Below are 22,305 nucleotides of genomic sequence, written 5' to 3'. Positions count from 1 at the left end.
GATTTCCCTTTTCGTTGTGCTTGATTCGGAAGGAGTCCGATCATGCTTCTCCTCGATAGCCGCAGCCGCGAGATCAACGGCATCTCGGTCTTCCCCGACCACGCCGATCCCGAGCAGTGGTACTACATGCCGCTCAACCCGCATCTGACCACCGTGCGCGACAACGCGCTGGGCCTGGATGTGCCGCAGTTCCTGCTGATCGGTTTCCGCGGCGACGCGGGCACCGGCGGCTTCCTCAACTTCGACTGCAATCTCGGCGCCAGCCAGAAGCAGATCGACGATCTGGCGCGCGAGATCGCCAACAGCGAAAACCTGCGCAACAAGCCGCGGATCGCGCCGGTGCCGCTGGAAGACGGCGCGGTCAAGCTGATGATGCTCGGCAAGGCCACCGGCGACACCGCGCCCACGCCGGGCGCCGGGCCGCAGTTCGTGCTCAAGATCGATCAGGCCGCCAAACCCGCGTTGTACGGCGCGAACCAGGCCGCGTTCTCGGTGCGCCTGGACCAGGACGGCTACACGGTGATGGAGCAGTGCCTGGACGGCGAGATCCTGCCGGTGGCGGTGATCTATTCGCTGGACTTCCTCGGCCTGCGCCCGGCCTACAACATCAATCTGAAGATCGATTGGGACCGCGTGCAGAAGCACATGGACGAGAGCTTCTCCGGCGGCAACATTTTCTTCTCCACCGAGATCGGCAAGGCGGTGGACGAATTGGTCGAGAGCCGCGCGATCGTGCTGGAGTCCGACACCTTCGTCGCCGAGAGCGAGGACACCAAGGGCATCATCGACCGCCGCGACGCCGCGCTGGCGCAGGTGCGCAACATGGTCACCGACGCGTTCTTCCAGCCCAGCCTGCCGCCGTGGACGCCGGAGAAGAAGTCCGACTTCGAGGCCGGCCTGGACGCGCTCGGCAAGTTCGCCTCGCGTTCGGCGGCGATGGCCGCCGGCGGCCCGATCGGCGCGCTGCTGCCGAGCTTCAGCTACAAGCGCATGGACTACAAGCGGGTCGACAAGAAGAAGCTCAACGTCAACTTCTCCGAACGCGTGGCGGTCAAGCGCTCGATCTATCCGCAGGGCCATCTGGCGGCGCTGTTCAAGACCATCCGCGAAGGCAACGTGCCGCGCGAGCGGCTGGTCAAGCAGATCAGCCTGGACAACGACTTCTTCAAGAAGCGCCGGGTCAAGGTGATCTCGCGCGCCGATCTGGCCGCCGACGACATCGGCAGCATCAACGTGCGGGTGCGTTACGGCGACAAGGCGCAGAACGCGCTGCTCGGCGCCAGCCAGGGCGACGCCAGCTTCGAGTGGCTGAGCCAGCTCGACAAGGGCCAGATGAAGCGCGACGTGCAGGTCGAGTACGAGGTCAGCTTCAAGGGCGTGGACGCGGCCGAGCGGCCGACCAAGCTCAAGTCCAAGCCGCAGAGCTTCGATGTGGAGAACATCGAGATCATTCCGCGCGACCTGTACGCGATCAACACCGTGCCGGTGCTGGCCGAGAACTTCCCGTGGGAGCGCTACAGCTCGGTCGACGTGTTCCTGCGCTATCGCGATCCGGCCAACAAGATCAACCAGAACGATCTGGTGCGGCTGACCAAGGATTCGCCGTCCGGCGTGTGGAAGATGTTCATGATGGACCCGAGCAAGACCGGCTACGAGGTCCGCATCGTCCATCACGGCATGAGCGGCGGCGACACCGTGCGCGACTGGGCGCCGCTGGACGAGCCGCAGGTGATGGTGCGCAACCCGTTCCCGACCCGGCGCGTGGTCCAGGTGATCCCGAACTTCAACTGGAACGACGTGCAGGAAGTGTTCGTCGATCTGCGCTACTCGGACAAGGCCAACAACGTCCAGGAAGAGATGCAGATGTCGTTCCAGGAAGGCGCGGCCTCGCAGGTGTTCGCGGTGGATCTTCGCAATCCGGAGGTCAAGGGCGTCTATTACAGCGTCAGCATCCTCTACAAGGACGGGCGCGACGTCGAGGAGATTCCCGAGTCGGTCACCAACGGCAGCCGGATCATGCTCAAGTCGGGGATGAAGGGCCGGCGCATCGTCACGGTCAAGCCGCCGCTGGACTTCGCCAAGCGCAAGATGCGCCGGGTGAAAGTCTCGCTGCGCTTCGAGGATTTCACCGGCGGGCTGTCGTTCGCCGAGGACTTCGACTTCGACAGCGCTGGCGCCAGCGGCGAGTTCGAGTACGACTACCTGGATCCGGCGCGCATGCGCTACGAGTACAAGGCCAGCTATCTGCTCGAGAACGGCACCAACAAGAACGTGAACTGGGCGCCGAGCGATACCACCGATCTGGTGTTGAAGATGCCTTGACCGGTCGCGAAGACCCAGCGACGCAGCGGCCGGACGCCACGTTCGTTTGCAGCACGTCGTCCCCGCAAATGCGGGGATCCAGAGACTTCAGCGCGATGCCTCGATGAAGCCCTGGGTTCCCGCGTTCGCGGGAACGACGCAGCGCAAGGCGCGCCGTCCGGCCCCGCAACAACAGAACAAGGAACGGCCGCGCCCCGCGCGCCCACCGCAGAGCCATCGGAGTTCGTCATGCTCAGCCTGGAAAAACCCATCACCATCGACGGCATCACCGTCTTCCGCGACCACGCCGACAAGAGCCAGTTCTGGTACTTGCCCGGTCCGGTCGATCTGGCCAAGCGTCAGGCCGACGGGCGCAAGGAATTCAACTTCCTCAAGTACCGCGTCGCCGACGCCAGCGCGGCCGATAAGGGCGGCGGCTTCGTCACCTTCGTCACCACCTTGCAGCTGCCGTCGTCGATGGAGTCGAAGATCATCGGCCGGCTCAACGCCGAACCCGGCGTGGTGTTGCCGGTGCGGCTGACCTGCGCGACCTTCGAGGAAGGCACGGTGCAGTGCATCGCGCTCAACGCGCAGGGCGGCGGCGGCACTTCGGCGCAGCCGGCCGCGCCGGGCACGTTCAATGCGGTCGAGCACATCCTCGGCGCGACGGTGCCGTCGATGGACGCGGCCAACCGCGCGGCCTTCAGCCTGAGCCTGTCGGCGGAAGGCGCGACCATCCTCGAACAAGCGCTCAGCGACGGCATGACGCCGATCGGCGTGATCTACGACTTCAAGTATCTGGCCATGCGGCCGGCGCTGCGGGTCACCATCACCGCCGACTTCGAGCGCATCTACAACCACTTCAGCGCCAGCCTGGAAGGGCAGTACGCGTGGTTCAAGGCCGGCATCGACGCGGCGTTCGAGTCGTTGGTGCAGAACGGCGTGATCGATATCCAGGTCGAGGCCTTCACCGATGCGGAAGACCGGCGCGATCAGGAGAAGTGGGCGCTGGATTTCTTCAAGAACGATCTGCTGAGCAAGTGGTTCGAACCGACTTTGGTGCCGGGCAAGCTGGCGACCGATCCGGCGACCGTCAACAGCGGATCGAGCGGTGGGTCGAACGGCGGGCAGGGCGGCGGTTCGGGCGGCAGCGGCGGTTCGAGCGGCGGCAGTTCGGGCGGCAGCAGCGGCGGATCGAGCGGCGGCAGCTCGGGCGGCAGCAGCGGCGGATCGAGCGGCGGCAGTTCGGGCGGCAGCAGCGGCGGATCGAGCGGCGGCAGTTCGGGCGGCAGCAGCGGCGGATCGAGCGGCGGCAGCTCGGGCGGCAGCAGCGGCGGTTCGAGCGGTGGCAGCTCGGGCGGCAGCAGCGGCGGTTCGAGCGGCGGCAGCTCGGGCGGCAGCAGCGGCGGTTCGAGCGGTGGCAGCTCGGGTGGAAGCAGCGGCGGTTCGAGCGGTGGTAGCTCGGGCGGCAGCGGAGGCGGTTTCTCCGGCGGCACCACCGGCGCAAGCAGCGGCGGCGCGCGCACCGGCGCGGCCAGCGGCGGCAGTTCGGGAGGCACGTCGGGAGGCACGTCGGGCGGAACCTCGGGTGGAACTTCAGGCGGCACCTCCGGCGGCACCTCCGGCGGCACCACGCCGCCCGCGCCGCAGATCCAACCCGCCGCGCTCACCGTCGATTCCACCGAACCCTCGCCCTTGCCCGCGGGCCTGTCGGTCACCCACACGCCGGCCGCGAGCGGCCTGCAGGAAACCATCACCGTCAGCGGTGCCGGCGCGGTGGTGAAGGTCGACGATCAAGTCGTCGCCGCCGACGCGCAGGGCCGGGTCAACATCACCGTGCCCGCCGATTCGAGCAAGCGCATCGACGTCGAATGGCCGGCGAGCACGCAAGACCAGACCTTCGGCCTGTTCTTCGATTTCGACAAACCCGCCGAAGCCGGCTGGAACCTCAACCCGCCGTCGACGCAGTACCGCGCTTACGTCGACAACACCACGACCGACCCGCGCTATCGCGACGCGTCGGGCACGCTGCGCATCGAAGGCGACGGCAACTGGAGCGGCAGCGAGCGCGGCGCCGATCGCCTGATCGCCTGGGTCCGCAGCCTGCCGGCGCCGCGCGCGCTCAACGTCCAGGCCTATGCCAGCCACGAGCACGTCAGCGGCGCCAGCGAAACCGAACGCGAGCGTTACAACCGGCGTTTGTCGCAGCGTCGCCTGGAGGTCGCGCTGGCGGTGATCAAGCGCGCCGGCGTGCCGTACACGATCTCGGCGCAAGCGGCCAACGGCGACGTGCCGGCGAGCAGCCGGCCCGGTACCCATTCGGCGATGGGCGGCGACCCCGACAACCGCGTCGTCCACGTCACCGGCCGCGCCGCCGGCACCGCGCCGAACCGTTGGCACGGACGTTTGCGCCGGCCCGCTTCGATCACGCCGCCGGTCGTGCCGCCCGTGGTTCCGCCGGTCGTCCCGCCGGTCGTGCCTCCGGTGACTCCGCCGGTGACGCCGCCGGTCGTGCCCACGCCGCCGACGCCGGCCAGCCTCTCGCTCAAGCTCAAGTTCGTGCATCAGGAAGAACGCAAGAAGCTCACCCTGCGCTACAACCGCGCCGAAGCGGTGCGCCGCACCTACGCGCCGCAGGGCTTCTTCGGTTTAATGCTGGGCGACCTGCGCGACAAGTCGAAGTACTTCAAGGAAATCGATCTGGACGATCCGTTCTTCCGCCAGTTCGCGGTCGAGGCGAGCATGCCGATCGCGTTCGAGCCGATCGATCTGAAGTCGGCGCAAGTGGCGCTGGACTACGGCGACAAGACCAAGCCGCGCGATCACAAGCACGCCGACTTCGTGTTCTCGCCGGGCGACGCCGCGGTCAAGCGCTTCGAAGTGTTCATGAACGAAACCCGCGACATCGATTACGACGCGTCGTACCAATACCACTTCGATCCGCAGTCCGATTGGGCCGCCGACCGCACCTCGTACACGATTCCGGCCGAGCGCACCGAGGACCGCACGCTGTTCGTCAATCCTTACGAGCACGTGGAGTTCCGTCAGATCACCGCGACTCCGGGCGATGTCGATTGGGACGTGGTCGAGGCGATCGACGTCAAGCTGCAGGCGCGCGGTTACGCCACGCCGGAGCCGAAGACCACGCTGACGCTCACCGCGACTTCGGGTCCGAAGACCTGGCGTCTGCGCGGCGCCAAGCCGGCGCCGGCCAACCGCGGCGTGACGTATCAGATCGTGCAGCGGCGCAAGGGCGCGGCGCAGCCCGATCCGGCCGCGCCGCCGGTCGAGGTCGACGTGCCCGAGCTGTTGATCCACGACAGCTTCGAAGACGCGCTGCAACTGGAGTTCATCCCGGTGTTCGATCCGGCCGCGGTCAAGCGCGTCTACATCGACGTGAAGTACGAGGACGGCGCCTACAAGCGCAGCGAGCGCATCGAGATGGCGGGCACCCAGACCGATCCGATCAAGCTGCGCATCGCGCTGAAGAACGGCGACAAGCGCAAGTTCCGCCGGCGCTTCACCTTCGTCGGCATGCAAGGGCAGTTCGACCAGCGCGCCTGGGTCGAGGACAGCGAAGAGCTGGTCGCGGTGCAATAAGAGGAGATCGGGCATGGACGCGAACATCGCCAGGGACGGCCAACGCACGGAGACGACGGCAATGAGCGATGCGGCGCCGCATCCGACGCGCGACGCGGTCTTGCCCGCATCGGTCGCGGCGACCTTGCAACGCCTGCGCGGGGTGCTGCCCGCGCAGGCCGACGAAGCAGGCGCGCTGCTGGCGCGTACGCTGGCGCCGCTGGTGGCGTCGCGCTGGCCGGAGGTGGCGTGGAGCTTCAGTTCGCTGACCAACACCGGCCTGCCGGTGGAGTTCGCCTGGACCTCGCGCGAAGCGGCGGTGCGTTGGACCGCGGAAGTCGCCGAGCCCGAGGCCGACGACGCCTCGCGTTTGCACAGCGCGGCGCGGGCGTTGGATTGGCCCGGCGATCTGCGGCCGTGGATCGAGCATCAGCGCGGCGCGCGGCTGAAGTTCGGCGCCTGGGCCTCGGCGCGGCACGGCGACGATTTCGCCGCCAAGCTTTACGCCGATCTGCCCGAGGGCCGGTTGCCGCCGCAGTGGCGCGGGCGTCATCCTTTGTTCGATTCCTCGCTGTTGTTCTGGCGCATGTGCGGCGTCAATCCCGACGGCAGCGTCGAGTGCTACGCGCGCGCCGACGAGCTCGATCTGGCCGCGCTGCGCCAGCTCGCGCGCGCGGCGCTCGGCGACGAATCGGCCTTGCTGCGGCGCTTGCTGCAAGTGCTGCCGGCCGACGACGTGCCGCGTCCGTCCGGCATCAGTCTGGCGCTGTCGGCGCAAGGGCAGGTGCGCGCGCTGACGTGGTTCACCTTCGCCAAGGCGATCTTCCGCGACGACGCCGAAGTCGAACGTTGCCTGCGCGCGCAAGGCGAGGGACGCTCGGCGCAGGTTTACGCCGCGCTCGCCGCCGGTCCGGCCGACGGGCGCTGGCGCCACGGCATGATCGGCGTCGGCGCCGACATTACCGGCAACGCCTGGGTGCAATGCGGCGTGCGGCCGACATGAGCGCCGCGCCGCTCGCCCGGGGCTTCGATGCCGCGACTGCCGCGAAACCACACTTCATCCTCAGCGAAGTGTCCATCGGCCACGAACGCTTGCCCGACCGCAACGGCTTCGTTACCGCGCTGGGTGTGCGCGCGCTGCGGCGGCGCGGCTTGCCGGTGCCGGCGGCGCTGCTCGATGCGCTGGAACGCTGCTGTTCGGCGCGTGGCGGCTTCCGCTTCTGGCCGCAGGACGCGCGGCCCGAGTGGGCGCCGGATCTGCCCGACGATGCCGACGACACCGCGATCATGCTGCTGGAGCTTGTGCGTGCCGGCCGCGTCGGCCGCGAGGAGGCGCGCCGCGTCGCCTGCCTGACCATCGCGCGCCGTCGCGTCGCCGGTTTTCCGCTGCTGCGTCCGCCGTGGCTGCGGCCCGGCGTGTTCGCTACCTGGAGCCGTGAAGGCATCCGCCGCGATTTGGTCGATTGCACCGCGACCGCCAATGCGCTGGCCTTGTTCGCGGCGTTGGACCTGTCGCACCTGCCCGGCGTACGTGAGGCCGGCGAGATGCTCGCCGCCGCGGTGGAATGGGCCGGCGACGACGACCTGCGCGCGGCGAGCCTGTCGCCGTTCTATCCCGACCCGGCCGAGTTCGCGCTCGCGCTCGATCACGCCGCCGAGTGCGGCGCGCGCGGGATGCAAGCGTTGCATCGTCGGGCTTCGGCGACGGCCTGGGGATGCGATGCGGAACAACGCAGTACGCGGCGGGATCACGCGGTATGCGGCAGCCCCTACGGCGTGGCGGTGTGGCGTTCGCCCGAGCTCGCGCGCCTGCGCGAGTGGGCGCAGGAGGCCATGCGCGCGAGTCGCCATCGACGAATGCGGGAACAATCCGAACTCGACGAACAACTCACCGCAATGGCCTGAGAAATCGCGACGAAGCGCCTGTAGGAGCGGCGTAAGCCGCGACCAACCGAAGGAATTCATAAGAGCGCTCCAACCGAAGACCGAGTCCGCACCGCTCTTAGTGCTTGGGAGGTCAGTCTCTCCGTAAGGACGCGTGGTATTTCATCGCTTCGGTTGGTCGCGGCTCACGCCGCTCCTACACGAGCTTTCGGAAACAACGAAGCCCGGCCGGAGCCGGGCTTCGTGTCTACCGCTCAAGACCGGTCAACGACCGACCCCGAACCCCTCAGGGCTTCGGCGCGTAACGCAAGGTCAGGAACCACTCGCGTCCCGGCTGGTTGTAGTACGACACGGTCTCGTACTCGCGATCGAACACGTTTGCCACGCGCGCCTGCAGGGTCAGCGCGTCGTTGAATGCGTACTCCACGCGCAGGTCCAGCGTGCCGTAGCCGCCCAGACGGTTGCTGTTGGCGACGTCGTCGTAACGCGAGCCGTAACCCACTGCGGTGGCGCCGACGCGGAACTTGCCGAAGGCGCGGTCCAGGTCGATGCGCGCGCTGTGCTTGGCGCGGCGCGGCAGGTCGTTGCCGCGGTAGAAGCCGACGCGGTTCTCGGTGTCGAGCCAGCTCGCGCTCGCCGCCAGCGTCCACTGCGCGAAGGTCGTGTCGATGCCGAGCTCGGCGCCGCGCATGCGCGCGCGTTCGATGTTGTTGGGCAGGTTGATCGCCGAGTCGAAGGTGATCAGCTGGTCCACGCGGGTGTCGAAGCCGTCGAGGCGGGCGTTGAAGTTCTCGCCGCGGTAAGCCAGGCCGACTTCCCAGGTCTTGGACTCTTCCGGCTTGAGCTTGGCGTTGCCGAAGAACGGGTAGTACAGCTCGTTGAAGGTCGGCGCCTTGAACGCGGTGCCGTAGCCGACAGTGACGCGCCAGTTCTGGGCGAAGTTCAGGCCCCACGCGGCGCCGCCGGTGGTGTGGCCGCCGAACTGCTCGTTGTCGTCGCGGCGCACGCTGGCCTCGAACGACTGGTTGCCGAAGCGGCCCTGGTACTGGACGAAGCCGGCCTTGTTGTCGCGCGCGCTTTCGTCGTAAACGGTGTCGCTGCGCACTTCGTCGCGCAGCCAATCGAAGCCCGCGGTCAACACGTGGCCTTCGACGAGGTTGAAGTCGGCCTGCAAGGTAGCGCTGTCGCGGTTGGTGCTGAAATACCCCATCGGCACCGCGCCGAGGAAATTATCCGAGCTGTCGACGTTGCGCCCGCCGCTGAGCTGCACGTGCACGCGCTCGCTCGGACGCCAATCGACCTTGCCGCCGACCACTTGCTGCACGGTCTCCGAGTAATTGACGAAGCTACCGTCGTAATCGTTCTGGCCTTCCGCGCGCAGCGCCTGACCTTCCACGCTCCACTGCTCGTTGATCTCGACGCCGCCGCGCAGCGACAGCGCGTGGCTCTCGTAACCGTCGCGATCGGGTTCGTCGGTGAAGCAACCGGCGAACACCGGGAAACCGGCGCCGCGGCAGGCGTTGATGCCCTGGGTCTTGCGGAAGCTGTAGTCGGCGCCGAACCAGCCGCGGCCGCTGCGGCCGCCGAAGCCGGTGCCGAACTCGACCGTGCCGTTGCTGCCGCCGCCGGCGTGCACGCGCGGGGCGAAGCCCTGGCGCTCGCGGCGGGTGAACACCTGGATCACGCCGCCGATGGCGTCGGCGCCGTACAGGCTCGAACGCGGGCCGCGCACGATCTCGATGCGGTCGATCAGCTCCAGCGGCAGATCCTGCAGCGAGGCCAGGCCCGAGGTCGGCGAACCGATGCGGATGCCGTCGACCAGCACCAGCACATGGTCGGATTCGCTGCCGCGCAGGAACAGCGTGGTCAGCTTGCCGGCGCCGCCCTGGTTGGAAATGGTGATGCCGGCGCGGCCGCGCAGCAGGTCGTTGAGGTCGCGCGCCTGGCTGCGCTCGATGTCGGCGCGGTCGAGCACGTCGACCGGAGTCAGCAAGTCGTTGACGCTGACCGCGGTGCGGTTGGCGGTGACCACGACTTGATCGAGATCGGTGGCCTCGCCGGCGGGCGCGGCGACGGCGGCGGCCGGCAGCGCGAAGGCGATGGCGAGGGACAGCAAGGTGAAACGACGCATAAGACACTCCTGCGCGCGCGATCCTGCGCGCGACGTACGGCGAAGGGCGGCAGCGGGGGAGAGCGAACGCGAGCGAGGCCGGCGCGAAGGCGCGGCGACCGCCGCGATGCCCTCCGCATCGCAACCTGTGGGGGCTTCGGGGCCGGTCTCCGGACTCGCGGGCCGAACCGGCGGACCGGTTCCGGCGCGGCGCCTTCCCATGCCGATGGCGCGAAGGCCGGTGGCACAGTGGCGATGCCGCGCGTTGGGCGCGCTTACCGTTGCGGGGGCAGTGCCGGACTGGCCGCGGCGGGATCGTCGATCCGCGCCGCCGGACGTCACCGGCTTCCCGTTTCAACCCGGCGGCCTGGCCGCGGGGTCACCTCGAAGCGGGGCGCAGTGTACGCGAAGTGGGGCGGGGCTGCCCGGCGGGCGGCGCTCGCTCGAATCCCCGTGCCGCGGGCGGGAGCGGGGCTTCTGAATCTGCGGGTGGCCGGGCTGCGGGCTCCATCTCCGTGAGCGGGGAGTGGGCTCGAGGGTTTTCCCGGACAGCCGGGTGGCGCGGGCGTCGTCGGCGTTGGTCCTTCCCGTCGGCGGGGTGCCGCCGCGGGCTCCACCTTCCATGAGAGGAATGGGTTTAAGGATTTCCCGGACAGCCGGGTGACGCGGGCGTCGCCGGCGCTCGTCCTTCCCGTCGGTGGGTTGCCGCCGCGGGCTCCATCTTCCATGAGGGGAGTGGGCTTAAGGATTTCCCGGGCAGCCGGGTGATGCGGGCGTCGTCGGCGCTTGTCCTTCCCGTCGGTGGGAGGGGCGCTTCAGAACGCCGGGCGTCGTGGATTTGCGCGAACGTCTCGCGCTTCGTCCCTCTCCCGCTGGCGGGAGAAGGGTTCCAAAGATCGTCCCGCCCCTGCCGAGAGCAGGGAGCCGGACCAGGGCCGCTCAATCGCGCCCGTCGTCTTCGTCGCGGCCGCCGTGATGATCGTCGCCGCCGTCGCGATCGCGCTCGCCGCCGTCGCGTTCTTCGTCGTGATCGCGCGGCTCTTCGCGACCGCCGCCGAAGCCGCCGAAGCCTTCGTCGTGCCGATCCTCGTTATGCACCGTGGTCCGCACCGGCGCGGCCGCCGGCTTGTTGCGCGGCGCCGGCAGCAGCGCGGTGGCGGCGTCGGCGGCCAGGATCAGCTCCTGCCGGCGCTCGTCCGGAATCTCCTGCCAATGGCAGTCCAGCAGCGCGCCTTCGATCGCGTAAAGCAGGTTCAAGGTCGGCTTGAAGCCCGCGCGCTTGACCCGCATGAACGCCTCGACCGTGCCGATCGCGGCGATGTCCTCGTGCGTGCGCAGCCCCACCTGGCGCAGCCACGCCGCGCTCTTGGGGCCGATGTTGCGCAGCTTCGCTCCGCTCATGCCAACGACTCCACATAGACCCGCGCCAAGGCTTCCAGGCCGGCCTGATCGTCGGCGTCGAAACGGTCCGGCACCGGGCTGTCCAGGTCGAACACGCCGATCAGTTCCTCGCCGCGCGTCAGCGGCACCACCACTTCCGAACGCGAGGCCGCATCGCAGGCGATGTGGCCCGGAAAGTCGTGCACGTCGGCCACGCGCTGGGTTGCGCGGCTGGACGCGGCCGCGCCGCACACGCCCTTGTCGAGCGGAATGCGCACGCACGCCGGCAGGCCCTGGAACGGGCCGACCACCAGCTCGGCGCCGTCGAAGAAATAGAACCCGACCCAGTTGAGCTGCGGCAGGGCCTGATTGACCAAGGCCGACAGATTGGCGGCGTTGGCGACGCGGTCGCGCTCGCCGTCGAGCAAGGCGCGCGCCTGCTCGACCAATTGGGCGTATTGCTCGGACTTTCCGCCCGAAAGTGTGGAGGCAGTAAACATCTTCGGAGTGTAACAGCGGCGTCCGCTGCGACTACCATGCCCGCTGGGCGGCGCCGGAGAAAGCGCGAGATCAGTCACAGGCGCCCGCCCGCCTTCCGACCAGCGCGCACGCGCGCCGCGCCGGCCTCCGCCGCGCCGGCGCGCGGCCGCTCCAGCCGCGAGAACCCGCATGACCCCAACGCACCGGCTTTCCGGCCTGTTCGTCACCGGCACCGACACCGGGATCGGCAAGTCCGTCGCCAGCGCCGCCCTGCTGCACGCCCTGCGCGCCGGCGGCGCGCGCGCGGTCGGCATGAAGCCGGTCGCCAGCGGCTGCGAGCCCGGACCGGACGGCTGGCGCAACGAAGACGCGCTGCTGCTGCAGGCCGCCAGCGAACCGCGGCCGCGCTATGAAGACGTCAATCCCTACGCGTTGCCGCAACCGCTGGCGCCGGAAATCGCCGCCGCCGAAGCGGGCGTAGAGATTGCGCTCGCACCGATCCTGGCCGCGCACGCGCGTCTGGCCGCGCAGGCGGACACGGTCGTGGTCGAAGGCGTCGGCGGCTGGGCCGCGCCGGTCAGCGCGCAGCTCGATCAGATCGATCTGGTGCGCGCGCTGAAACTGCCGGTGGTGCTGGTGGTGGGCCTGCGCCTGGGCGCGATCAACCACGCCCGTTTGAGCGCGCGCGCGATCCAGGCCGACGGCGTCGAACTGATCGGTTGGATCGCCAATGGCATCGACCCGCACATGGCGCGCGCGGACGAGAATTTCGAAATCCTGCGCCGGCGCTTGCCGGTGCCGTGCTGGGGACGCTTGCCGTTCGCGGCGCAGCCGGATCCGGCGGTGTTGGCGGCGGCGTTGCGCCCGGTCTACTGAAACCGCGCTTGCCGGCAAGCGGGAAACCGCAACGAAGCGACTGTAGGAGCGGCGTGAGCCGCGACCAACCGAAGCGACGCCCCGAAAGCGCCATAGCCGAAGCCCGGCTCCCACGCCCTGCCCGCGAACGCCACCGCTTGCGTCCCCCGAGGCCCGCGCCGCTCTTACACGCAGCAACCGAACCCGCAACGAAGCGACTGTAGGAGCGGCGCAAGCCGCGACCGCGCAGCATCCGTTCGCGCCGCCACTCTCGTCGTAGCCGTGTTGTCGCGGTCGCGGCTCACGCCGCTCCTACCGGGAGGCTTCGAAACCCCGCAGGCGTCCACCCCGCCGTTCCCCAAACACGAAAAAACCCGGCAGCTCGCGCTGCCGGGTTCTTTCCTCGCATCGGGCCGCCGGGAGAGAGACGGCGGCCGCGACGCCTTACTTGGCGGCGGTGGCGGCCGGAGCGGCAGCCTTCGCAGCGGCCTTGGTGGCCTTCTCGACGTTGGCCTGGGTGGCCTTGGCGGCGGTCTCGACCTGCGACTTGGCCAGCTCGGCGATGGCTTCGTTGGTCTTCAGCGTGCGGCCGAAGGCTTCCTGGCCGGTGCTGACGGCGCGCTCGACGTTCTCGCGGGCAACCTGCACGCCCTTCGGGAACAGGGTCTTGAGGGCGTCGAAGTCGCGGGCCTCGGCGGCTTCGCCGAAGAACGCGAAGGTGGCGTTGACGCGGTCCTCGATCGCGGCGATCTGCAGGCCGAACACGGCCTCGGCGTTGTCGAGGGCCAGGCGGTTGACCTGAGCGGCCGTGTCCGCGAACTGGCGCGTGGCGGCGGCGAACTGTTCGTTGAACTGCTGGTACATGGCTGAGCTCCTGAGAGTGGTCCAGACGAGTGGGGGCTGGATGGTGCGTTGCAGCATAGGCCGGTCTTTGTTGCGGCGCAACATGACGCCGACGAGCGGTGCTGAATCGTTCAGAAAGCCTGCCCGGTCAGTCAGTTACGGGGTTGCAAGCTGAATAGGCAAAGCGTGACCGGGTGGGGGTTCTTGCGCACGCGCGCACGGCCGCGACCCCGCGAGGCTGCGGGGCCTGGATGTCGGAACGGTGGCGCGCACATGACCCGTCCCGGAAACGGGGCGGCGGGCCGGTCGCGTCGCAAAGGCCGGCGCGAGAGGCGCCGGCGCGGGAGTTACTGGCCGCGGTAGCGGCTGCCGGCGGTGCAGGTCTCGTGCACCACGATCTCGCTCAGCAGCGGCAGCGCCGGCTTGAGCTGTTCCCAGATCCATACCGCCAACCGCTCGCTGGTCGGGTTGTCCAGGCCGTCGATGTCGTTGAGGTAGTGGTGGTCGAGCCGGTCGTAGATCGGCTGGAACGCCTTCTTGACGTCGGCGTAGTCCATCAGCCAGCCGCTGTGCTCGCCGATTTCGCCGCGCAGATGCACTTCGATGCGGAACGAATGGCCGTGCAGGCGCGCACACTTGTGGCCTTCCGGCACGTTCGGCAGCCGGTGCGCGGCTTCCAGGGTGAAGACCTTGAAGATATCGATGGCGGGCATGGCGGCGGTGCTGCTGCGGGTGCGGAGCCGGCGGCGCCGGCGCGTGGAGACAATGATCGCGCAGCCGGGGCGAGGGCGCGAACCCGGCGGCGAAACGCTGCGGGCGGCGGAATGCGACGGCGCGGATCCGAGGAACGGATACGAAAAAGCCCGCTGCGCTGGCGGGCCCGGACGGTGTTGCGGCGCGTTGTCTTATTGGTGGCTATGGGTGGACTCGAACCACCGACCCCAGCATTATGAGTGCTGTGCTCTAACCGGCTGAGCTACATAGCCACGGTGAGCCGCGCATTCTTCATGTCCGCGCCGGTCTTGTCAATCCTTTGCCCGCGTTTTGCCCGGCTTGTCCTCTGGCCGACCCCGTGGCAGAGTCGGAGACAGTGAAATTCGGAGTCCGCATCGTGATCGATCCGGACGGCTACAGACCCAATGTAGGCATCGTGTTGATGCATCCGGACGGCCGCCTGTTCTGGGCGCGCCGGGTGCATCGCGACGGCTGGCAGTTCCCGCAGGGCGGGATGAACTCGGACGAGACCCCGCTCGAGGCGATGTACCGCGAGCTGCGCGAAGAGACCGGCCTGCACCCCCATCACGTCGAAGTCCTCGGCGCCACCCCCGGCTGGCTGCGTTACCGGCTACCGCGGCGGGCGGTGCGGCGCAACGACCGGCTGGTCTGCATCGGCCAGAAACAGGTCTGGTTCCTGCTGCGGCTGACCGGCGAGGAGTCGGACTTGTGCCTGGACGCCACCGAGAAGCCCGAGTTCGATCACTGGCGCTGGGTGGATTTCTGGTACCCGATCGAGCACGTGGTGATGTTCAAGCGCGGCGTCTACGCCAGCGCCCTGCGCCATCTGGCTCCGTTCGCCCAGCACGTGGCCGGCGCCCTGGCGGTGCCGACGCCGTGCCCGGTGCCCGATCCGCGCCGCGAGGCCGGGCTGGGCGGTCGCCAGCACCAGCGGCCGCGCGCGCGCAGCGGCGGCGGGCATTCGGCCTGCGGCGGCGGGTCCGAGCCGGGCGTCTGAGGCGGCCTCCGGACGGATGCCGACCCGGCTGGGCGACGGCCGTGGCGGATTGGGCTGCCGTTAATTGACAATCATTCTCATTCGTGGCGGAATGGTCTCCGCAGCCAGCCGGCTGCCTACCGAAGACCAGCGCCCGTGTACGTCTGCATCTGCAACGGAGTCACCGATCGCGATATCCGCCAGGCCGCCGAGGCCGGTTGCCGCAGCGTGCCGGAGCTGACCATGCGCACCGGCGCCGGCGCCAATTGCGGCAGCTGCCTGGAACTGGCCGGCGCTTTGCTGGAGCAGGCGCGCAACGTGCGCGAACTGCCGCTGTCGGTGTTGCCGCAAGCGGCCTGACGCACTTCTCGCCGGCTTCGGCCGCGCGCTTCGAGTTCGATCAACAACGGCCGCCGTGAGCGGCCGTTTTCGCGTGCGCATGCGAGCGATTCGCGAGTCCCGTTGCGCACGATTCGCGTTTCGTCACGGCCCGCGCGAAAGGGCTACAGTGCCGCCCATCGCAACCGGAGGCCGGCCATGAAGGGCGATCCCAAAGTCATCGAATTTCTCAACAAGGCGCTCTTCAACGAGCTGACCGCGATCAACCAGTACTTCCTGCACGCCAAGATGCTGAAGAACTGGGGGCTCAAGGAACTCGCCGAGCACGAGTACCACGAGTCCATCGACGAGATGAAGCACGCCGACAAGCTGTCGGACCGCATCCTCTTCCTCGACGGCCTGCCGAACTTCCAGGCGCTGGGCAAGCTGCGCATCGGCGAGAACCCGCGCGAACTGCTGGAGTGCGATCTGGCCTTGGAGCTGGACGCGATCCCGCTGCTGCGCGAAGCGATCAAGCATTGCGAAAGCGTCGGCGATTACGTCAGCCGGCAGCTGTTCGCCGACATCCTGGATTCGGAAGAAGAGCACGTCGATTGGATCGAAACCCAGCTGGCGCTGATCGGGCGCCTGGGCGAGCAGAATTATCTGCTGACCAAGATCGAAGGCGACGAGTAAGCGCGCGGGAGCTTCGCGCTCCCTCGCCGCGGCGCGATCCACGAGCCAGCCGACGCCAGCCAGACGGATCGATGCGCCGCAGCCGCGTTGAGCGGCGAAGTCTCCAGCCAGCCGCGGCGATGCGCATCGTCGAGCCAGCCAGACGAAATCCGAGCCGCCGGCCACGTGCCGGCGGCTTTTTTTGTGGCCGCTCGAAACGTTGCGGCGATCGCTTTCTGTAGGAGCGACGCGAGTCGCGACCGCGGCAGCGCAACTACGGCGAACGTTGCGGCGCGAGTGGAAGCTTCGCGGTCGCGGCTCGCGCCGCTCCTACAGGGGCTTCGGCCAGAGTGTTTGAGATGGGGCGTATCGTTGCTTCTGAAAAACGATTCAACCCGTTCGCCGCGCAACGGCCTTTGCTGCCTGTAGGAGCGACGCAAGTCGCGACCGCGGCAACGCAACTACGCCGAAAGCGGCGATGCGAGCGGAAACCTCGCGGTCGCGGCTTACGCCGCTCCTACAGGAAGCTTCGGCGACAACCGCGCGCATACGAAAAAGCCGCCAGCGCGGCCGGCGGTTTTTTTCCGAACGAACCGGCCGCGGCCTTACCCCGCCTGCAACGGCTTCGGCTCGCGCTTGCGCCGCCGGAACAGCAAGCGCCACAGCCACCACAGCGCCAACACCAACACCAACGTGATCGTCGCGACGATGCCCAGGCTCAGCCACGGATGGGCGAAGGCCAGCGCCAGCACGCCGAGCACGGCGGCGTCCTCGGTGATCGAGGCGGCCCAGTTGCTGACCGGTTCGGGCGAGGTGTTGAGCAGGGCGCGCGAGCCGGACTTGAGCAGGTGGCTGGTCAGCGCCACGCCGGCGCCGGCGGCGAGGGCGCCGCCGCTGAGCTGGCCGTCGGGCGACATCGTCGCTGCGGCCAGGAACGCGCCGACCGGCACCCGCAGCAGGGTGTGCAGCAAGTCCCAGCCCGAATCCACGCCGGGGATCTTGTCGGCGAAGAACTCGCCGACCGTCAGCAGGCCGCAGACGCCGAGCACCCACGGCGATTGGGTCGCCTGCAAGGCCGGCGGCAGGTCCAGCCAGCCCAACATGCCGGCCAGCCCGACCCCGAACACGGTCAGGTAGACCCGCACGCCCGACAGCCAGGCCAGAACTACGCCAACTGCGAACAGGTGCGCATCGGACATCGTGGCGTTCCCGTTAAGATTGAAGGTTGAGTATAGGTAAAGCGGCGGCTCCGGGCCGTCGAGGTTCTCGCATGAGCAAAACGCCGCCGCCGCGCTTCGTCATCGTCCAGCAGCAGCCGGACAAGCGACCTTATATCTGGTCGGCGGTAGGCGTGGCGTGGGCGGTGTCGCTGGCGCTGGCCTGGTGGTGGTCGCAGTCGCTGGCCGCGCCGCAGCTGCCCAAGCTCAAGTCCGAGCTCGACCAGACCCAGCGCGAGCTGCGCCAGCGCCAGGGCGAGCTGGACAAGCTGGCCCAGCGCGAGGCCAACCTGCAGCGCTCCGACCAGATCAGCCGCGCCGCCAACAAGCAGGTGCAAAGCTCGCTGGCCCAGCGCGAGGAGGAGATCTCCGACCTGCGCGCCGACGTGGCCTTTTACGAACGCCTGGTCGGCGCCACCGCGCCGGCCAAGGGGCTGAACGTGCATTCGGTGGAATTCCACCCCGAGGCCGGCGGCACCTGGCGGTACCAGATCGTCCTGACCCAGAACCTGAACCGCGGAGCGGTGAGCAGCGGGGGGCTGCAGTTTCAGGTCGAGGGGGTGCGCGGCGGCAAGCTCGCCAGCATCGGTTGGGACGAGTTGCACCAGAAGTCCAAGGCGCCCGCCCAGGACTACTCCTTCCGCTACTTCCAGACCCTCGACGGCAGCGTGATGCTGCCGGCCGGGTTCACTCCGCAACGCGTACGCGTTTCGTTGCGCGGAGAGAACGCCTCGATCGAGCAGCGTTTCGGCTGGAAGAGCGGTGTCACCGTAACGACTGGGGAAACCTGACAGATGTTCAAGACCAACAGCAAACCGGCCCCGCTGCGCGAAGGCCAGGTCGACACCATGATCGGCTCGCAGGTGGTGATCCGCGGCGACCTGCAGTTCAGCGGCGGCCTGTATATCGAAGGCCGCATCATCGGCAAGCTGATCGCCGTCGACGGCCAGCCGGCCAGCCTGACCCTGGCCGAGAACGGCAGCATCGAGGGCGAGGTGCGCGCGCCGGTGGTGGTCATCAACGGCACCCTGCACGGCGACGTCTACGCCAGCGAGCGGGTCGAGCTGGCCTCCAAGGCCCGGGTCGAGGGCAATGTCCATTACAAGGTGGTCGAGATGACCGCCGGCTCGCAGCTCACCGGCCGCCTGATCCACGCCGACGCCGCGGCCGCGTTGCCGCCGCCTGAAGCCGCGATTACCGCCGGCGTCCTGGTGGATTGAGCCCGGCCGCCGCCGCCCTCACGCTGGGGCGGATGAGCGAGCAAAGCAGCCAACCCCGTCCCGCCCCGGCGACCCCGGCGGCGGGCGCCGCGCACCCGTCGCACCGCTGGCGCCTGCCGGCGATGGCGTTGTTGGCGGCGGCCCTGGCGTTCGGCGCCTGGGGGCTGTGGCGGTCGTTCAGCGGCCAGGACGCGCCGCCGCCGGCTCCGGCCGCGGCGCAGACCCCGCGCCAGATGCAGGCCGAGCTGGAACAGCTGCGCCAGCGCGTGGCCACCCTCGGCCGCTCGGACGCGATCAGCCGGCAGGCCAACCGCGACCTGCAGAGCGCCCTGGCCGAGCGCGACGAAGAGATCTCCGGCCTGCGCGCCGACGTGGCGTTCTATGAGCGTCTGGTCGGCGCCACCGGCCAGCGTCGCGGCCTCACCGTGCATGCCTTGAAGATGCAGCCGCAGGACGGCGCGCCCTCGGCCTGGCACTTCACCACCACCTTGACCCAGAACCTCAACCGCGGCGCGGTCAGCGCCGGGCGGCTGAGTCTGGCCCTGGAAGGCACCCGCAACGGCAAGCTCGAAAAGTTGGCCTGGAGCGACCTGCGCCAGCAGGCCGACGCGCCGGGCGCGGCCTATTCGTTCAAATATTTCGAGCAGGTCGAGGGCGATGTGTTCGTGCCGGCCGGGCTGACCCCGGTGCGGGTGACGGTACGGCTGACCCCGCAGTCCGGCGCCGCGGTCGAGCAGTCCTTCACCTGGGCGGACGCGACCCGCGACGCCGTGCCGGTGCCGACCATCGAGGTGGGGCACTCGGGCGGTTGATCGGGGGCGCGGAAGCGCCCGCCGGGGTTGAGCGTCCCGTCGCGGTGAGATTCGCCGGACCGCTTCCCGCCCCAGCCCGTATTCGAGCCGCGACCCGGCTTTACGGCCGCGCAGGGCGCCGCCAGCCCCCCAACCACCCCAAACCGCACCTCCACGCGCCACGCCGCGATCCGCTGTGTTCGTCTGACGCGCTTGAATGCGCGGCACGCGGCCTTATCCTTTGCACATGGAAATCGCCACGCTCAACGCCGCGCCGGGTTACCAGTCGCTGGACCGCCCGCTGCAGTTCACCTCCTCGGCCGCGCGCAAGGTGCGCGAGCTGATCGCCGAGGAAGGCAACGACGCGCTCAAGCTGCGCGTCTACATCCAAGGCGGCGGCTGCTCGGGCTTCCAATACGGCTTCGAGTTCGACGAGCAGCAGGGCGAGGACGATCTGGCGGTGCAGACCGACGGCGTCACCTTGCTGGTCGATCCGCTCAGCCTGCAATACCTGATGGGCGCGGAAGTCGACTACACCGAGAGCTTGCACGGCTCGCAGTTCGTGATCCGCAATCCGAACGCGAAGACCACCTGCGGCTGCGGTTCCTCGTTCGGCGTGTGAGTACCGCCGAAGCCGCCCTGACGCAGGCCGCGCGCCCCTTCGCCTTCGTCGAAGCCGACGCGGCCTGGCGCGCGGCGCTGGACCGCGCCGATCATCTGCGCGATCAGCCCGAGGCCTTGATCGAACTGTGGCCCGGCGCGCGGGTGATCGTGCTCGACGCCACCGGCAACGCGCTGGCCGGCGACGACGGCGCCTTGCGCGCGCCGCTCGGCCGCGAACTCAGCGAAGGTCCGGGCGGGCCCGGCGCGGCGATCTTTCTCGGCCTCGACGGCGAGGGCGGCGCGTGGTTCGCCATCGACGCCGAACTGGTCGCCTTCGACGCGCCGCGTCGGGTCGACCTGCGCGCCGCCGCCGCGCACTGGCCGCTGCTGCACGCCAGCGTGTTCGCCCAGGCGCGCGCGCTGCAGTTCTGGCGCGGCCGCAACCGTTTCTGCGGCGTCTGCGGCGGCATGGTCGGATTCGAGCGCGCTGGCTGGGCCGGCCGCTGCGGGCAATGCGGCATCGAACATTACCCGCGCACCGATCCGGCGGTGATCGTCGCGGTCAGCGACGGCGAACGCTTGCTGCTCGGCCGCCAGGCGGCGTGGCCGGCGCGCCGGTTCTCGGTGATCGCCGGTTTCGTCGAGCCGGGCGAATCGTTGGAGCAGACCGTCGCGCGCGAAGTGCTGGAAGAAACCGGCGTGCGCGTGCGCAGCTGCCGCTATCTGGGTTCGCAGCCGTGGCCGTTCCCCGGCGCGCTGATGCTCGGCTTCGCCGCCGAGGCCGGCGCGGACGAACCGCAGAGCAGCGCCGAACTCGAAGAAGTGCGTTGGTTCACCCTCGAGGAAATCCGCGCCGCCATCGCGCGCGGCGAACGCGGCGCGGACGACGGCGAAGGCTATCTGCTGTCGCCGAGCATCTCGATTTCGCGCTGGCTGATCGAACAGTGGCGGCTGGCCGCCGAGGAACGCGCGCGGCGTTGACCGGGGTATGAGGCGGTCGCGCCGCAGAACGCATCGGGCCTGAAGCCCTCCACGCGCGACGCCGCGGGAGGGCTTCAGGCTCGATGCGTTTGCGCGACCGTCAGCGCTGCCGTCGTGCGCGACCTCGCCTGCACACGGTCGCGCTAGAATCCGGGCCAGATTCGCCACGCCAGGAGCGTCGTCCCGATGTCCGTCACCCTGATCGCCGCCGTCGTCGCTCTGGTGCTCGGCCATCTCGCCCAATCGCTGGCCGCCGGCGTGCGCCACTTCGGTTGGTTCGACGATTGGCTGCGTTGGATCGACAGCCGCTTTCCCGAGGGCAGCTTCTGGCGCGGCCGCTGGGGCATCGTGATCGCGCTGGTGCCGCCGTTGCTGGCGGTGAGCCTGTTCCAACTGGCCCTGGCCGAACCGCTGATCGGGCTCGGCGGTCTGGTGTTCGCGATCTTCATTTTGTTCTACGCCTGGGGCCCGCGCGATCTGGACCTGGATGTGGAAGCGCTGGCCTCCGCGCGCGACGCCGGCGCCCGCCGCGAAGCCGCGGCGCGGCTGTGGCCGGACGGCGCCACTCCGGCGCTCGACGGCGGTTCGCTGGTCGAGGCGGTGTTCCGCAGCGCGCTGCGGCGCTGGTTCGGCGTGCTGTTCTGGTTCCTGCTGCTCGGCCCGGTCGGCGCGCTCGGCTATCGCCTGACCGCCTTGGCGGCCGAGGGCGAGGCCTCGCGGCGCTTGCCCGGCGAGACCCTCGGCGGCGCGCGCACCTTGTTGTCGTTGCTGGATTGGCCGGTGGCGCAGCTGCTGACCCTGGCGATGGCCCTGGTCGGCAACTTCGACACCGTGCTCGGCGCCTGGCGCGAATCCGGCGGCGCGCGCTTCAGCCTGGACAACCGCTTCCTCGGCGCGGTCGCCCGCGCCAGCGTGAAGTGCGAACTGGCCGAGGAGGCCGCCGACTACGTCAACGAATCCGGCGTGCCGGGGCAGGCCGTGGCCGTGGTCACCGGCGAGGTGCCGGAGCTGCGCGACGCGATGAGTCTGGTCTGGCGCAGCCTGCTGGTGTGGCTGGCGGTGCTGGCGCTGTTCGTGATCGCCGGTTTCGTGGCCTGAACGGCTGCCCGGACCGGCCCCGCCGCCGGTCCGCCGATTTCTCCCGCCCGTCAGCCCCAACTTCGTTTTTGTCGCAGTTTCGACGCATTTCGCGTGCTTTGCGCACCTTGCCGCCCGGCAACGGGTAGGGGGGCGCGCGCCGCCGCGCGTTTGTACGTTCGGGTTCTGCAGAAGTCGCGAGCCGCGCGAGCCTGAGCCGCTGGCCACCCCGGCGTCGAAAGGCGGTCCTGCCGAGGGGGCTGGACGGTCCGCGCGCTGC

General features: G+C 69.2%; 19 protein-coding genes, 1 tRNA gene, 1 pseudogene and 1 riboswitch. Of the genes and pseudogenes, 14 read left to right on the top strand and 7 right to left on the bottom strand.

Annotation, left to right across the window (positions count from 1 at the left end; genetic code table 11):
• Positions 1–42: 42 nt before the first annotated feature.
• From J5226_RS00645 to J5226_RS00630, 4 genes are all read left to right on the top strand, one after another.
• Positions 43–2,322: a hypothetical protein gene (locus J5226_RS00645; RefSeq protein ID WP_215837933.1), complete on the top strand. Its 2,280-nt coding sequence runs from the start codon at positions 43–45 to the stop codon at positions 2,320–2,322.
• Between the two features lie 228 nt (positions 2,323–2,550).
• Positions 2,551–5,901: a hypothetical protein gene (locus J5226_RS00640; protein WP_215837932.1), complete on the top strand. Its 3,351-nt coding sequence runs from the start codon at positions 2,551–2,553 to the stop codon at positions 5,899–5,901.
• Between the two features lie 61 nt (positions 5,902–5,962).
• Positions 5,963–6,883 (top strand): hypothetical protein, encoded by a 921-nt coding sequence (locus J5226_RS00635; RefSeq protein ID WP_215837931.1) that lies wholly within the window; start codon positions 5,963–5,965, stop codon positions 6,881–6,883.
• Positions 6,880–7,785, top strand: coding sequence for a hypothetical protein (locus J5226_RS00630; protein ID WP_215837930.1), 906 nt, complete (start codon positions 6,880–6,882; stop codon positions 7,783–7,785). Before J5226_RS00635 ends, J5226_RS00630 begins: the two co-directional genes overlap by 4 nt.
• Positions 7,786–8,050: 265 nt before the next feature.
• Here the strand turns inward: J5226_RS00630 and btuB are convergent, their stop codons facing one another.
• From btuB to J5226_RS00615, 3 genes are all read right to left on the bottom strand, one after another.
• Complete coding sequence (gene btuB / locus J5226_RS00625) at positions 8,051–9,895, bottom strand: TonB-dependent vitamin B12 receptor (protein WP_215837929.1); 1,845 nt, start codon at positions 9,893–9,895, stop codon at positions 8,051–8,053.
• Positions 9,896–10,017: 122 nt separating this feature from the next.
• Positions 10,018–10,276: riboswitch (cobalamin riboswitch) on the bottom strand.
• Between the two features lie 537 nt (positions 10,277–10,813).
• On the bottom strand, positions 10,814–11,275 hold the full coding sequence (locus J5226_RS00620; RefSeq protein ID WP_215837928.1) for a TfoX/Sxy family protein: 462 nt from the start codon (positions 11,273–11,275) through the stop codon (positions 10,814–10,816).
• Positions 11,272–11,754: a GAF domain-containing protein gene (locus J5226_RS00615; RefSeq protein WP_215837927.1), complete on the bottom strand. Its 483-nt coding sequence runs from the start codon at positions 11,752–11,754 to the stop codon at positions 11,272–11,274. The genes J5226_RS00620 and J5226_RS00615 overlap by 4 nt, the downstream gene beginning before the upstream one ends.
• A 169-nt stretch (positions 11,755–11,923) precedes the next feature.
• On the opposite strand from J5226_RS00615, the gene bioD reads away from it, so the two are divergent.
• Positions 11,924–12,610, top strand: a complete 687-nt coding sequence (gene bioD / locus J5226_RS00610; RefSeq protein ID WP_215837926.1) for a dethiobiotin synthase — start codon at positions 11,924–11,926, stop codon at positions 12,608–12,610.
• Positions 12,611–13,033: 423 nt separating this feature from the next.
• Here the strand turns inward: bioD and J5226_RS00605 are convergent, their stop codons facing one another.
• The 3 genes from J5226_RS00605 to J5226_RS00595 all read right to left on the bottom strand — a co-directional run bounded on the left by J5226_RS00605 (position 13,034) and on the right by J5226_RS00595 (position 14,418).
• Positions 13,034–13,453: a phasin family protein gene (locus J5226_RS00605; protein ID WP_215837925.1), complete on the bottom strand. Its 420-nt coding sequence runs from the start codon at positions 13,451–13,453 to the stop codon at positions 13,034–13,036.
• A 326-nt stretch (positions 13,454–13,779) separates the two neighbouring features.
• Entirely contained in the window at positions 13,780–14,136 is a 357-nt protein-coding gene (gene queD, locus J5226_RS00600) for a 6-carboxytetrahydropterin synthase QueD (protein ID WP_215840278.1), read from the bottom strand.
• Positions 14,137–14,341: 205 nt separating this feature from the next.
• Positions 14,342–14,418: transfer RNA gene (locus tag J5226_RS00595), tRNA-Met, on the bottom strand.
• A gap of 125 nt (positions 14,419–14,543) precedes the next feature.
• On the opposite strand from J5226_RS00595, the pseudogene J5226_RS00590 reads away from it, so the two are divergent.
• The 3 genes and pseudogenes from J5226_RS00590 to bfr form a co-directional block, all read left to right on the top strand.
• Positions 14,544–15,023, top strand: a pseudogene (locus J5226_RS00590) (RNA pyrophosphohydrolase); the annotation flags it as partial.
• 276 nt (positions 15,024–15,299) lie between these two features.
• Complete coding sequence (locus tag J5226_RS00585; RefSeq protein WP_215837924.1) at positions 15,300–15,503, top strand: (2Fe-2S)-binding protein; 204 nt, start codon at positions 15,300–15,302, stop codon at positions 15,501–15,503.
• A 177-nt stretch (positions 15,504–15,680) separates the two neighbouring features.
• Complete coding sequence (gene bfr, locus J5226_RS00580) at positions 15,681–16,157, top strand: bacterioferritin (RefSeq protein WP_215837923.1); 477 nt, start codon at positions 15,681–15,683, stop codon at positions 16,155–16,157.
• A 584-nt stretch (positions 16,158–16,741) separates the two neighbouring features.
• Here the strand turns inward: bfr and J5226_RS00575 are convergent.
• Positions 16,742–17,335, bottom strand: a complete 594-nt coding sequence (locus J5226_RS00575; protein ID WP_215837922.1) for a DUF4126 domain-containing protein — start codon at positions 17,333–17,335, stop codon at positions 16,742–16,744.
• Between the two features lie 71 nt (positions 17,336–17,406).
• Here J5226_RS00575 and J5226_RS00570 point away from each other — a divergent pair, with 71 nt between their 5' ends.
• From J5226_RS00570 to ampE, 6 genes are all read left to right on the top strand, one after another.
• Entirely contained in the window at positions 17,407–18,144 is a 738-nt protein-coding gene (locus tag J5226_RS00570) for a DUF6776 family protein (protein WP_215837921.1), read from the top strand.
• A gap of 3 nt (positions 18,145–18,147) precedes the next feature.
• Complete coding sequence (locus J5226_RS00565; protein WP_215837920.1) at positions 18,148–18,573, top strand: polymer-forming cytoskeletal protein; 426 nt, start codon at positions 18,148–18,150, stop codon at positions 18,571–18,573.
• A 32-nt stretch (positions 18,574–18,605) separates the two neighbouring features.
• The gene (locus J5226_RS00560; protein ID WP_255322947.1) at positions 18,606–19,385 is read left to right on the top strand and encodes a DUF6776 family protein; all 780 of its coding nucleotides are present in this window, start codon (positions 18,606–18,608) and stop codon (positions 19,383–19,385) included.
• A 226-nt stretch (positions 19,386–19,611) separates the two neighbouring features.
• A complete protein-coding gene (gene erpA, locus J5226_RS00555; protein WP_215837919.1) occupies positions 19,612–19,986 on the top strand; it encodes an iron-sulfur cluster insertion protein ErpA in 375 nt (124 codons plus the stop codon).
• 17 nt (positions 19,987–20,003) lie between these two features.
• Entirely contained in the window at positions 20,004–20,948 is a 945-nt protein-coding gene (nudC, locus tag J5226_RS00550; protein WP_215840275.1) for an NAD(+) diphosphatase, read from the top strand.
• Between the two features lie 186 nt (positions 20,949–21,134).
• On the top strand, positions 21,135–22,046 hold the full coding sequence (gene ampE / locus J5226_RS00545) for a regulatory signaling modulator protein AmpE (protein ID WP_215837918.1): 912 nt from the start codon (positions 21,135–21,137) through the stop codon (positions 22,044–22,046).
• Positions 22,047–22,305 lie beyond the last annotated feature (259 nt).

Origin of the sequence: Lysobacter sp. K5869, from assembly GCF_018847975.1 — a bacterium.
In the GTDB taxonomy this organism is placed as follows: domain Bacteria; phylum Pseudomonadota; class Gammaproteobacteria; order Xanthomonadales; family Xanthomonadaceae; genus Lysobacter.
Note: the sequence above shows the minus strand (reverse complement) of the source record. Positions and strands in the feature narration are given on the sequence as shown.

Bases quoted from the DNA above. Each gene is read 5' to 3' on its own strand.
- J5226_RS00645 (WP_215837933.1), top strand. From the start codon at position 43: ATGCTTCTCCTCGATAGCCGCAGCCGCGAGATCAACGGCATCTCGGTC.
- J5226_RS00640 (WP_215837932.1), top strand. From the start codon at position 2,551: ATGCTCAGCCTGGAAAAACCCATCACCATCGACGGCATCACCGTCTTC.
- J5226_RS00635 (WP_215837931.1), top strand. From the start codon at position 5,963: ATGAGCGATGCGGCGCCGCATCCGACGCGCGACGCGGTCTTGCCCGCA.
- J5226_RS00630 (WP_215837930.1), top strand. From the start codon at position 6,880: ATGAGCGCCGCGCCGCTCGCCCGGGGCTTCGATGCCGCGACTGCCGCG.
- btuB (WP_215837929.1), bottom strand. From the start codon at position 9,895: ATGCGTCGTTTCACCTTGCTGTCCCTCGCCATCGCCTTCGCGCTGCCG.
- J5226_RS00620 (WP_215837928.1), bottom strand. From the start codon at position 11,275: ATGAGCGGAGCGAAGCTGCGCAACATCGGCCCCAAGAGCGCGGCGTGG.
- J5226_RS00615 (WP_215837927.1), bottom strand. From the start codon at position 11,754: ATGTTTACTGCCTCCACACTTTCGGGCGGAAAGTCCGAGCAATACGCC.
- bioD (WP_215837926.1), top strand. From the start codon at position 11,924: ATGACCCCAACGCACCGGCTTTCCGGCCTGTTCGTCACCGGCACCGAC.
- J5226_RS00605 (WP_215837925.1), bottom strand. From the start codon at position 13,453: ATGTACCAGCAGTTCAACGAACAGTTCGCCGCCGCCACGCGCCAGTTC.
- bfr (WP_215837923.1), top strand. From the start codon at position 15,681: ATGAAGGGCGATCCCAAAGTCATCGAATTTCTCAACAAGGCGCTCTTC.
- J5226_RS00575 (WP_215837922.1), bottom strand. From the start codon at position 17,335: ATGTCCGATGCGCACCTGTTCGCAGTTGGCGTAGTTCTGGCCTGGCTG.
- J5226_RS00570 (WP_215837921.1), top strand. From the start codon at position 17,407: ATGAGCAAAACGCCGCCGCCGCGCTTCGTCATCGTCCAGCAGCAGCCG.
- J5226_RS00565 (WP_215837920.1), top strand. From the start codon at position 18,148: ATGTTCAAGACCAACAGCAAACCGGCCCCGCTGCGCGAAGGCCAGGTC.
- J5226_RS00560 (WP_255322947.1), top strand. From the start codon at position 18,606: ATGAGCGAGCAAAGCAGCCAACCCCGTCCCGCCCCGGCGACCCCGGCG.
- erpA (WP_215837919.1), top strand. From the start codon at position 19,612: ATGGAAATCGCCACGCTCAACGCCGCGCCGGGTTACCAGTCGCTGGAC.
- ampE (WP_215837918.1), top strand. From the start codon at position 21,135: ATGTCCGTCACCCTGATCGCCGCCGTCGTCGCTCTGGTGCTCGGCCAT.